Raw genomic sequence first — 11,479 nt, 5'->3', positions numbered from 1 at the left:
GCCTGAGCCCGGTGGCGTACCGAGCTCAGGCCATGAGCGCCTAGCTTCCAACTGTCCAACTTCTTGGGGTCAGTTCATTCTCGACCGGCGTTTCCCGTTGGGGGAGGGCGCTTCCTCGCCCTTGATGGGTGTGCTTCGTCCGGAGCGTCTTATTCCAGCGGATCCAGCCGGACGATCGCCAGCGAGAGGTTGTCTCCGGTGCCCTTGGCGCGCTGGCGCGCCTTGTTGACCAGCAGCTCGGCGCCGTCGCGCGGCGGCAGGCTGTGCATCACCGTACCGAGCTCGGCCGGCGAGAAGTAGTGCCACAGGCCGTCGCTGCAGCACATCAGCGTGTCGCCGTTCTCCAGGTGGTCGATGAAGGACTCGACCGGCGTCGGCTCCTGCACCGTGCCCAGGCAGGCGGTCAGCAGGTTGGACTGCGGATGGACCAGGGCCTCGTCCTCGGTGATCTGGCCCTCGTCGACCAGACGTTGCACGTAGGACTGGTCCAGCGAGCGCGTCACCATGTTGGGGCCGCGGAAGTGGTAGATCCGGGAGTCGCCGGTGTGGATCCAGAAGCAGCGCCGGTCGGCCGTCAGCAGGTAGGCTGCCAGTGTGCTGTGCGGTTCTTCCTCGGCCGAGATCGCCGTCAGTCGGATCATCAGGTGGGATTCGGACACGATCTGGCGCAGCAGTTCGGATTCGTCCTCCTCGCCGGGGACGAAACGCTCGAACAGCTGCTGGGCGGTGAGGATGACCTGGTCGGCGGCCTTGCGGCCGCCGCTCTTGCCACCCATGCCGTCGGCGACGATGCCGAGCACGCAGCCGCTCTGTCTGGGATGCGCGATGACCTGGACCTGATCCTGCTGGTACAGACGATCGCCGCGATGGATGCCGGTGGCGGCGCTGAGGCGATAGCCTGGGATGTTGCGACTCATCCCAAAACTATAATCGTCCGGCTCGACTTCCTGGTCGAGTGGTTCCCCGTTTATGGATGAACAACTTCACTCTCCCGCGCGCCGTCTGATTGAACTTCGCATCGCCCATGCAGAGTTGGACGGCCGTATCGACGCGTTGATGGGGATCTTGCCCGTCGGGTCGGAAGCTGTCCTGCCGCTCGTCGACGAACTGACGCTCCGCCGGCTGAAGAAGCAACGACTGGCCCTGCGCGACGAGATCTCCCGGCTCGAGCGCGCCAGCGATCCCGATGAGCCCGCCTGACCCCCACGATCCCGCCATCGCCGCTGTGCCGCACGCCTCGACGGACCACTCGACGGACACGACGGACGATCTGACCGATGACTCCGCCGACGACCTGATGGCGGATGCGCCCTGGGGCGGCGCCGAGGCGTCGCCAGCGCTGGCGGCCTCGCGCGCCCGCGCGGCGGCCGAGGAACTCCGTCCGGGGGAGCTGGAACAGTCCGTGATCGCCGCCTTCGACACCGGCGGCCCGCTGTCGCGACATGGCCCGGGCTACGCGCCGCGTGAGCCCCAGCAGCGCATGGCGCTGGCCGTCGCGCAGGCGATCGCGGGGCGTGACACGCTGGTCGTCGAGGCCGGCACCGGCGTCGGAAAGACCTTCGCCTACCTGGTGCCGGCGCTGCTCAGCGGCGGGCGCACGCTGATCAGCACGGCGACGAAAAGCCTGCAAGACCAGCTCTTCATGCGCGACCTGCCCCGCCTGCTGGACACCTTCGCGCTGCCGCTGCGCGCCGCGTTGCTGAAGGGGCGAGGGAGTTACCTCTGCTTGCACCGGCTGCAGCAGGCGCGCCACAGTGCGGAGCTGCCCGACCGGCGCGCCGTCGCGCAGCTCGCGCGCATCGAGCGATGGGCGATGACCACCCACACCGGCGACTTCGCCGAGATCGACGGCATGGACGAGCGCTCGCCGGTGATCCCGATCGTCAGCTCGACGCGCGACAACTGTCTGGGCACGGACTGCCCGTCCTACCGCGACTGCCATGTCGTGAAGGCGCGGCGCGAGGCGATGGAGGCCGACCTCGTCGTCGTGAACCACCACCTGTTCTTCGCCGATCTGGTGCTGCGCGACAGCGGCGTCGCGGAACTGCTGCCCAGCGTCGAGGTCGCGATCTTCGACGAAGCCCATCAACTGCCCGAAGCCGGCCTGAACTTCCTTGGCCGCCTGCTGGGCAGCGCGCAGCTCTTCGACTTCGGGCGCGACATGCTGGCGCAAGGGCTCGCGCATGCGCGCGGGCTGCAGGAGTGGCAGGCGATCGCCGGGGGCGTCGAGCGCGCGGCACGCGCGCTCCGGCTGGCCTGCGCGGGTGGGCGCGATCTGCGCGGCGTGCTCAAGCTGCGCTGGAACGAGTGTTCGGGTCGCGCCGATTTCGAGGAAGCGCTGAGGCAGGTCACCCAGGCGATCGAACTCAGCGTGGACGCCCTGGCGTCAGTGATGGAAGTCGGCCCCGACCTCGTGCGGCTGCACGAGCGCGCCGTGGAGCTCTACAAGACGGCGCAGCTGTTCGCGCGCCCCGCAGACCCTGGCGCGGTGCGCTGGGTCGATGTCGGCACGCACCAGGTCCGCTTGATGGAGTCGCCGCTGGATATCCGGGAAGCCATGCAGGAGGCGCTCGCCAGCACGCCCAAGGCCTGGGTGTTCACGTCGGCGACGCTGGGCGAGGACGAGGCGCTCACCTGGTTCACCGAACCGGCCGGACTGGGGCAGGCGCGCACGCTTCGCGTCGGGAGCCCGTTCGATTACGCGTCGCATGCGCGGCTCTACGTGCCCAGGCATTTCCCGAAGCCTTCGGAGCCCGACCACGGGGAGTCGGTGGGTTGCCTGGGGGCGCGCCTGGCGGCGCGGCTCGGCGGACGCACCTTCATCCTGACGACGACGCTGCGTCAATTGCAGACCGTGGCCGACGTGCTGCGCCAGCGCTTCGAGGAAGGCGGCCACCGCATCGAGGTGCTGGTCCAGGGCACGATGCCGAAGCGTCAGCTGCTGCAGCAGTTCGTCGATCAGCCGGCCTCGGTGCTGGTTGGTTCGGCCAGTTTCTGGGAAGGCATCGACGTGCCCGGCGACGCGCTGCAATGCGTGCTGATCGACAAGCTGCCGTTCCCGCCGCCGAACGATCCGCTGGTGGAGGCCCGCGTCGCGCGGCTGGAGTCGGAGGGGCGCAATCCTTTCATGGAGTACTTCGTCGCCGAGGCGGCGATCGCGCTCAAGCAGGGCGCCGGTCGGCTGATCCGCACGGAGACCGATCGCGGCCTGCTCGTCGTCTGCGATCCGCGCCTGGCCGGCTCGCACTACGGCAAGCGGCTGCGTGGGGCGCTCCCGCCGATGACGCAGGTGCCGGATGAGACGACGGCGCAGGCATGGCTCGCCGAGCTGAAGGCCTCCCACGACGCATGAACGAAAAAGCCCGCTCAAGAGCGGGCTGATGTCCTTCCGATCGCGCCGGATCTGGCGAGCTTCAGCTCACCAGATGACCCACCAGGATTTCTCTTTGGGCTTGGCTTTTCCGGTCGTCAGGTAGTAGCTGTCAGGGAAGCTCGACTGCAACACGCGGCGGCTGTCGTCGCGCAGCTGTTCCAGGCCGAGCTTGTCGTAGCTCTGCACCATCAGGAACAGCGCCTCTTCCAGCGCCGGGGCATTCTGGAACTCCATCAGCGCGGCCTGGCCACGATTCGCCGCCGCCAGGTAGGCGCCGCGGTTGTAGTAGTACCGCGCCACATGCACCTCGTAGGCCGCGAGGCTGTTGGTGATGTAGTCGATGCGGATGCGACCGTCCTCGGCATACTTCGATTCCGGGAACTGCTCGACCAGCTGCTTGAACGCCTGCATCGAGTCGCGGGCGGCCTGCTGGTCGCGCTCGCTGATGTCCTGCCGGGCGATGCGGCCGAACAGGCCGAGGTCGTCGTTGAAGTTGACCAGGCCTTTCATGTACAGCGCGTAGTCCAGCGCCGGGCTCGACGGGTTGAGCTTGATGAAGCGGTCCAGCACCGTCACGGCCTGCACGCGCTCGCCGCTCTTGTAGTTCGCCCAGGCCAGGTCCAGCTGCGCCTGCTGGCCCAACGTGGTGCCCGCCGCGCGGCCTTCGATGCGTTCCAGCGTCTTGATCGCCCGGTCGTAGGAGCCGGAGAGCATGTCCTCCTTGGCCTCTGCGTACAATTTCTCCAGGTTGGCCTGGGAATTCGGGTCCTCCTTGGGGGCCGACGAACAGGCGGCCAGCCCCAGCACGGCAGCGGTCGCGGCGGTCATCGCCACGCTGCGCCACGCGGCGCGCCAGGAGCCGGACACGTCAGAAGAATCCGCAGTCCGGCGGCGCAACACCCGAGTCTCGATCATGGTCCACAGGGCGCGCGCCACGGCGGCCCTCATCTGAAATTGGAGCGGCGATTATATGGTTCAGGTCGGTCACGACCCGGCGGCACGGAACGGGCTTTACCCGGGTGAGAAACCGGGTGAGAAACCGGGGGAGAAGCCCGGCGGACGGCCCGAGGGCGCCGCTGCGCGCCCCGAAGGCGTGGACGACGCCCAGGACGTCGGCGCCGACGCCCCCGAGCGCCGCAGCGCCGAGGCCGGCCCCGACGAGCTGGCGCTGCGTCTGGACAAGTGGCTGGTGCAACTGGCGCCGGAGTTCTCCCGCAGCCATCTGCAGGGGCTCATCGAGCGCGGCTGCGTCACCCTCGACGGGCAGCGCGTCACCCATGCGTCGCGCAAGCCCCGGCTCGGACAGGTGCTGGTCGTCGACCTGGTTCCGACCGAAGAGGCGCTGGCCTTCCGGCCAGAGCCGCTCGCGCTCGACATCGTCTTCGAGGACGAGCATCTGCTCGTCGTGAACAAGCCGGCCGGCCTGGTCGTCCATCCGGCGGCGGGCAACTGGTCCGGCACCCTGATGAACGGGCTGCTGGCCCACCATGCCAGGGCAGCGACGCTGCCCCGCGCGGGCATCGTGCATCGGCTGGACAAGGACACCTCGGGCTTGATGGTGGTCGGAAAGACGCTGGCGGCGGTGACCGCCCTGGTCCGGATGATCGCGGCGCGCGAGGTGCATCGCGAGTACCTCGCGCTGGTGCACGGCCGCACGCCCGACGAGTGGACCGTCGACGCGCCCATCGGTCGCGATCCGCAGTCGCGCACGCGGATGGCGGTGGTCGGCGGCGGCAAGCCGGCGCGCACCGACTTCTTCAAGCTGGGCGAAGGCGAGTGGCAGGACGCGCGCGGCCTGGGCCGGACCGTGTCCTCGCTGCACTGCGTGCTGCACTCGGGCCGCACGCACCAGATCCGCGTGCATGCCGCGCACCGCGGGCACGCGCTGGTGTCCGACGCGCTCTACGGCGGGGCGGAGGCGCTGGGCGTGCCGCGCCAGGCGCTGCATGCGGCGCGGCTCGGTTTCGCGCACCCGATCACCGGCGAGGTCTTGCGCTTCGATGCCCCGTTGCCCGGGCAGCTGGCGTCCGGTTGGCGCGTCGCGGGTTTGCCCGATCCGGTGTTCTGAGAGCAGTCCGCGCGGTCGCGCTACAATGCTTCCTATTCCTTGCGCTGACACCCACGTGAAGAACGTGCGCAAGGCGGCGACGGGCTGGCAGTCGACCCCGTTCGCAGCGCAGGCCGCGCACCGACGCGGCGCCCCACTGACCGGCCGGATCCACCCACTGAGCGGCGGCCGTTGTTGGAGCGCGGAGCTCCCAAGCAAGCAGATCGAACCCGTCCGGCGCGGCCCATGGCCGTCGCCGACGCCCAAGATGGCGACACACACCGATTTGACCGGCCCCGAGGCCGGCGACATGAACTGAGCCCATGCTGAGCGCATGCTGATCCGATGAATACGCAGGAGGCCAAACGGGTCCTGGAAACGGCGCTGCTGTGTGCGCAGGCGCCGCTGACGCTGCGTGACATGCGCTCGCTGTTCGCGGACGAGCTCAACGGCGACAGCGTGCGGTCGCTGCTCGACGAGCTTCTGCGCGAATGGGAGGGGCGGGGCGTCGAACTGGTGGCCTTGTCCTCCGGCTGGCGCTTCCAGAGCCGGCCCGAGATGCGCGAGCATCTGGACCGGCTGCATCCGGAGAAGCCGCCCAAGTATTCGCGGGCGGTGCTGGAGACGCTGGCGATCATCGCCTACCGTCAACCGGTGACCCGGGGCGACATCGAGGACATCCGCGGCGTGGTGGTGGCCACGCCCATCATCAAGCAGCTCGAGGACCGCGACTGGATCGAGGTCATCGGGCACCGCGAGGCGCCGGGCCGACCGGCGCTGTATGCGACGACGAAGCATTTCCTGGACGATCTGGGACTGCATTCGCTGGAGCAGCTGCCGGCCCTGATCCAGGGCGGCGACCCGACGCCCATCGCCGGGGCGCTGCAGGCCTCGCTGCTCGAGGAGCCGCCCGGCGACGTGATGGTCGAGATCGAGCCGGCCGAACCGGCGCAGGCCGCGGAAGCTGCGGAAACCGTCGAGGCGGCGCAAGCGGCTGACACGGCGGAAGTCGCGGAGACGGTGGAGGCGGCAGAAACGCCCGAGACTGCTGAAACGAACCCGGTGGCGCCCGAATCTTCGGACGCCGCCACTGAAGACGACTCCAAGCCGGTCGCCACGCGCGAACCGGGTGAAGAACCACAGGCTGGGGCCGTCAACCCCGAGCCCACTTGAGCGCCCCGGGAAGGGGCCGTGTCCACCGCTGACAAGGTGCAAGCCGACACATGAATTCCAACGATATCGACGATTCCAAGCCCGAGACGCTGACGACCGACCCGGCCGACGCGCCCGCGAAACCCAAGCGCACCCGCAAGGCTGCCGCGGCGCCGGTGGAGGCGTCCGACCCGGTCGCCGCGCCGGCGGCCGAGGAGGCGCCCAAGCCGCGCGCACGTCGCAAGACGGCCGCCGCCGAAGCACCTGCAGAAGTGCAGGTGGACGTGCCGGCCGCGCCCCCTGGCGCCGAGGAGGCCGACACGCCCAAGCCCAAGCGCCGCACGTCGAAGAAGGTCGCCGAGGCTGCTGAAGCCGTCGCCGAGGCGGACGCCGCCCCGGCGCCATCCGAACGCCCCACGATCCACGTGCCGGTCGCGACCGTCGAGGTCTCGCCCGCGCCGGTGTCGGCGGTGGCCGGAGCGGTCGGCGAGCTGGTCGCGTCCGAGCCGCGTGAATCGCGTGAATCGCGTGAATCGCGTGAAGCTGGCCCCGTGGTCGGTGACGGCGTCGAGGGCGCCGAAGGCGACCTCAGCGGCGAACGCGAAGGTCGCGGACGCAACCGCCGCCGCCGGGGTCGCGACCGTGACCGCGAGTCGGCTGACGGTCAACCGGCCCAGGCGCAGCGCCAGGTGTCGGGCGCCGGCGAAGGCGCCGATGCCGCGCCGTCGCAGGCCGACAGCGCCCAGCTCCAGGCCGAGGCGCAGGCGCGCTTCGATGCGTTGGTGTCCGGTGCCTTCGATGCCGACGCCGAGGATGACGTCGACGCGCCCGCCGCGTCCGAAGAAGGTGCCGATGTCGAGGCCTCGTCCGACGAGGGCTCCGAAGCCGCCGATCAGCCCACCAAGCGCGTGCTCGCCCCCGATGCCGACGCGCCCAAGCTGCAGAAGGTGCTGGCGCAGGCCGGCGTCGGCTCGCGCCGTGACATCGAGGACATGATCGCCAAGGGTCAGATCACGGTGAACGACGAGGTCGCCCACGTCGGTCAGCGCATCTCCTACGGCGACCGAGTCGCCGTGGCCGGCAAGCCGATCAAGGTCCGCATCGCCCCGGTGGCGCCGCGGATCCTGGCGTACCACAAGCCCGTCGGCGAGGTCGTGACCTTCAACGACCCCGAAGGCCGTCCCACCGTCTTCCGCGGCCTGCCGCGCCTGCCGCAGGGCAAGTGGCAGTCGGTCGGTCGTCTGGACCTGAACACTGAAGGCTTGCTGTTGTTCACCAATTCCGGTGAACTGGCCAATCTGCTGATGCATCCGCGCTTCGGCGTCGAGCGCGAGTACGCGGTCCGCGTGCTGGGCTCGCTGAGCAAGGAGCAGAAGGAGAAGCTGCTGACCGGCGTCGACGTCGACGGCCAGCAGGCGAGCTTCAAGAGCATCGAGGACGGCGGCGGGGAAGGCGTGAACCGCTGGTACCGCGTCGTCATCACCGAAGGCCGCAACCGCGAAGTCCGCAAGCTGTTCGAGACCGTCGGCCTGGCCGTCAGCCGCCTGATCCGCATCCGCTACGGCACCGTCGTGCTGCCACGCGGCCTGCGCCGCGGCGTGTACATCGAGCTCGGCGACGCCGACGTGCGCATCATCCGCCAGCTGGCCGGCAACGAGCCGCGCCCGCCGCGCCAGAACGATCGCAACGACCGGGGCGACAAGCGTCGCCGCGGCAACAGCGACGGTCCGCGTCCGAGTCGGCCGGAGCCGCGCAACGAGCAACGCGGAGAGCAGCGGGGCGATCGCGGCGATCGCGGCGAGCCCCGGGGCCATCGTGGCGATCAACGCAACGACCAGCGCGGCGACCGCCAGGACCGCCCGCAACGGAACAACGAGCAGCGTGCGCAGCAGAATCAGCAGCGTCCGCCGCAACAGCAGCAGGAACGCGAGCGCGATCGCCGGCCCCGCGACGAGGACGATGACGACTTCATCCCGAAGCACATCAACCCGTTGGAGCAGACCTTCGACCGCCGCTTCGCGACCGGCAGCAAGCGCATTCCGCAGGGCTTCGGGAAGGGCGGCAGCGATTCCGGCCATAACCCGAACCAAGGCAACAAGCGTGGTCCGGGTGGCGAACACCAGCCGGATCCGATGAAGACCTCGATGGGCTACATAGGCGCCGATGCCTTCATCAACCGCAGCAACAACCGGGGCGGCGGACGTCGCGGCGGCGGCGGTGGCGGGCATGGTGGCGGCGGTGGCGGTGGCCGCGGTCGCCGCTGATCATGTGTCAGTGCTCCGTTCCCGCCAGCCCGGCGGAGCGGGGCGGACCGGCCGGGTTCCATCCCGGCTTTTTGCCTTTCGGTGACAGGCCGCTGATAACGCGATGTCACTTGGGGGCTTGACTTCACGCATTACAATCCCGGGCTTTGCCAAGCCCAAGATTTTCAAGGAAAAAGACATGGCCATCGAACGCACCCTCTCCATCATCAAGCCCGATGCCGTGGCCAAGAACGTCATCGGCCAGATCTACACCCGCTTCGAAGGCGCCGGCCTGAAGATCATCGCCTCCAAGCAGAAGCAGCTGTCGCGCGCCGAAGCCGAAGCGTTCTACGCCGTGCACAAGGCCCGCCCGTTCTTCAACGACCTGGTGACCTTCATGATCTCCGGCCCGGTGCAGATCCAGGTGCTGGAAGGCGAAGGCGCCATCCTGAAGAACCGTGACCTGATGGGCGCGACCGATCCGAAGAAGGCCGAGAAGGGCACCATCCGCGCCGACTTCGCCGACAGCATCGACGCGAACGCCGTGCACGGCTCGGACGCCGCCGAGACGGCCGCCGTGGAAGTGGCCTTCTTCTTCTCCGGCCTGGAAATCAACGCCCGCTGAAACGGGCAAGGCCTCTGACCTCCGGGCCATGAGGCCCTGAGTGGAAACGAGGAACGCATGATGGACACGGTCAACCTGCTCGGATTCGATCTGCAAGGCCTGGCCGCGTACTGCGAGCAGCTGGGGGAGAAGCGCTTCCGCGCGACCCAGCTGTTCCGCTGGATCCATCAGAAGGGCGCGTCGGACTTCACCCAGATGTCCGACCTGGCCAAGTCGCTGCGCGACAAGCTGGCCGGGCGCGCCCACATCACCGCACTGCCGGTGATCTCCGAACATGTCTCGGCCGACGGCACCATCAAGTGGTTGTTCGACGTCGGCCAGGGCAACGCCGTCGAGGCGGTCTACATCCCCGAGGACGACCGGGCCACGCTGTGCATCTCCAGCCAGGCCGGCTGCGCCGTGGGCTGCCGCTTCTGCTCGACCGGCCATCAAGGCTTCAGCCGCAACCTCGAGACCTGGGAGATCGTCGCCCAGCTCTGGTACGCCGAGCATTCGCTGCGCCAGCGCCTGGGCAAGGACGAACGCATCATCTCCAACGTCGTGATGATGGGCATGGGCGAGCCGCTGCAGAACTACGGCGCGCTGGTCCCGGCCCTGCGCATGATGCTGGACGACCATGGCTACGGCCTGTCGCGACGCCGCGTGACGGTGTCGACTTCGGGCGTGGTCCCGATGATCGACCGCCTGCGCGAGGATGTGCCGGTGGCGCTGGCCGTGTCGCTGCACGCGCCCACCGACCCGCTGCGTGACCAGCTGGTGCCGCTCAACCGCAAGTACCCGATCGCGGAACTGCTGGCGAGCTGCAACGCCTATCTGGACAGGGCGCCCCGCGACTTCATCACCTTCGAGTACTGCATGCTGCAGGAGGTGAACGACTCGCCGGAGCAGGCCCGCGAGCTGATCGCGCTGCTCAAGGGCAAGGTGCCCTGCAAGATCAACCTGATCCCTTTCAATCCCTTCCCCGCGTCGGGCCTCAAGCGCAGCACGAACGAGCGCGTGAAGGCCTTCGCCGACCTGCTCATCCAGGCCGGCATCGTGACGACCGTGCGCAAGACGCGTGGCGACGACATCGACGCCGCCTGCGGCCAACTGGCCGGCGAGGTGCAGGACCGGACGCGGGTCCATCTGCGCATGGTGCGCGCGCCCGTGGTGGTACAGCGTGACGCGGCATCGGCTCCCCTCACTCCCACAGGCTCACGTCCATGACCGCTCCGTTGCCCGGCTCCGTCTTTCCGCGTCGTTCCGCCCGAACCCTGTCCGTCGCGCTGCTGGTCGCCGCGGCCCTGGCCGGATCCCTGGCCGGATGTGCGGGCGGCCGGCAGCAACAGCAGCCGCGCACCGAAAGCGACAAGACCGACAACGACCGTCGGGCGCAGGTGCGGATCGAGCTCGCCAGCGGCTACTTCGCGCGCGGCCAGTACGAGACCGCGCTGGACGAGGTCAAGCTGGCGATGGCCGCCAAGCCCGACATGCCCGAGGCGATGCATCTGCGCAATCTGATCTACGCCGCGATGGGCGAATTCGGGCTGGCCGAGGACGGCTTCAAGCAGCAACTGGCGCGCGATCGCAACAACGGGGACACGCTGCACAATTACGGCTGGTTCCTGTGCCAGCGCCAGCGCTATGCCGAGGCCTACCAGCAGTTCGACGCGGCCCTGGCCCTGCCGACCTATCGCACGCCGTCGCGCACGCTGCTGGCCTGGGGCGCCTGCGAGGCGCGCGAAGGCCGTCTGGTGCCGGCGCAGGCCCATCTGACCAAGGCCTTCGAGGCCGAACCCGGCAATCCGACCATCGCCATGAACCTGGGCGAAGTGCTGTACCGCCAGGGGGAATACGAGCGGGCGCGCTTCTATGCGCGTCGCGTCAACAGCAACGTGGAACAGGCGAATGCCGCCAGCCTCTGGCTGGAGCTGCGCATCGAGCGCCGCCTGGGCAACACGTCCAACATGGACGACCTCGGCCAGCAAATGCGGCGCAAGTACCCGCAGGCGGCCGAGACGCAGGCATTGAACAACGGTCGATTCGATGAATGAGGGACA

At 69.0% G+C, this 11,479-nt stretch carries 9 protein-coding genes and 1 pseudogene; 8 read left to right on the top strand and 2 right to left on the bottom strand.

Annotated elements, in window-relative coordinates; translation table 11 throughout:
• Nucleotides 1-149: 149 nt before the first annotated feature.
• On the bottom strand, nt 150-917 hold the full coding sequence (locus PV762_RS26480; protein WP_421037982.1) for a PP2C family protein-serine/threonine phosphatase: 768 nt from the start codon (nt 915-917) through the stop codon (nt 150-152).
• 52 nt (nt 918-969) lie between these two features.
• Here PV762_RS26480 and PV762_RS26475 point away from each other — a divergent pair, with 52 nt between their 5' ends.
• Both PV762_RS26475 and PV762_RS26470 read left to right on the top strand, forming a co-directional pair.
• A complete protein-coding gene (locus tag PV762_RS26475) occupies nt 970-1,200 on the top strand; it encodes a YdcH family protein (protein ID WP_421037981.1) in 231 nt (76 codons plus the stop codon).
• The gene (locus PV762_RS26470) at nt 1,187-3,352 is read left to right on the top strand and encodes an ATP-dependent DNA helicase (protein ID WP_421037980.1); all 2,166 of its coding nucleotides are present in this window, start codon (nt 1,187-1,189) and stop codon (nt 3,350-3,352) included. Before PV762_RS26475 ends, PV762_RS26470 begins: the two co-directional genes overlap by 14 nt.
• A 66-nt stretch (nt 3,353-3,418) precedes the next feature.
• Here the strand turns inward: PV762_RS26470 and PV762_RS26465 are convergent, their stop codons facing one another.
• Nucleotides 3,419-4,201 (bottom strand): outer membrane protein assembly factor BamD, encoded by a 783-nt coding sequence (locus PV762_RS26465; RefSeq protein ID WP_421037989.1) that lies wholly within the window; start codon nt 4,199-4,201, stop codon nt 3,419-3,421.
• Nucleotides 4,202-4,343: 142 nt separating this feature from the next.
• On the opposite strand from PV762_RS26465, the gene PV762_RS26460 reads away from it, so the two are divergent.
• The 6 genes and pseudogenes from PV762_RS26460 to pilW all read left to right on the top strand — a co-directional run bounded on the left by PV762_RS26460 (nt 4,344) and on the right by pilW (nt 11,473).
• Complete coding sequence (locus PV762_RS26460; RefSeq protein WP_421037979.1) at nt 4,344-5,441, top strand: RluA family pseudouridine synthase; 1,098 nt, start codon at nt 4,344-4,346, stop codon at nt 5,439-5,441.
• 324 nt (nt 5,442-5,765) lie between these two features.
• Nucleotides 5,766-6,572: pseudogene (scpB, locus tag PV762_RS26455) on the top strand (SMC-Scp complex subunit ScpB); the annotation flags it as partial.
• 71 nt (nt 6,573-6,643) lie between these two features.
• Nucleotides 6,644-8,836, top strand: coding sequence for a pseudouridine synthase (locus tag PV762_RS26450; protein ID WP_421037978.1), 2,193 nt, complete (start codon nt 6,644-6,646; stop codon nt 8,834-8,836).
• A gap of 178 nt (nt 8,837-9,014) precedes the next feature.
• The gene (ndk, locus tag PV762_RS26445) at nt 9,015-9,440 is read left to right on the top strand and encodes a nucleoside-diphosphate kinase (protein ID WP_421037977.1); all 426 of its coding nucleotides are present in this window, start codon (nt 9,015-9,017) and stop codon (nt 9,438-9,440) included.
• 60 nt (nt 9,441-9,500) lie between these two features.
• Nucleotides 9,501-10,646 carry a 23S rRNA (adenine(2503)-C(2))-methyltransferase RlmN gene (gene rlmN / locus PV762_RS26440; RefSeq protein WP_421037976.1) on the top strand — a complete coding sequence of 382 codons (1,146 nt, stop codon included), beginning with the start codon at nt 9,501-9,503 and terminating at the stop codon, nt 10,644-10,646.
• A complete protein-coding gene (gene pilW, locus PV762_RS26435) occupies nt 10,643-11,473 on the top strand; it encodes a type IV pilus biogenesis/stability protein PilW (RefSeq protein ID WP_421037975.1) in 831 nt (276 codons plus the stop codon). The genes rlmN and pilW overlap by 4 nt, the downstream gene beginning before the upstream one ends.
• Nucleotides 11,474-11,479: the final 6 nt, after the last annotated feature.

Source organism: Mitsuaria sp. CC2 (genome assembly GCF_048957715.1).
Taxonomy (GTDB): domain Bacteria; phylum Pseudomonadota; class Gammaproteobacteria; order Burkholderiales; family Burkholderiaceae_C; genus Roseateles.
Note: the sequence above shows the minus strand (reverse complement) of the source record. Positions and strands in the feature narration are given on the sequence as shown.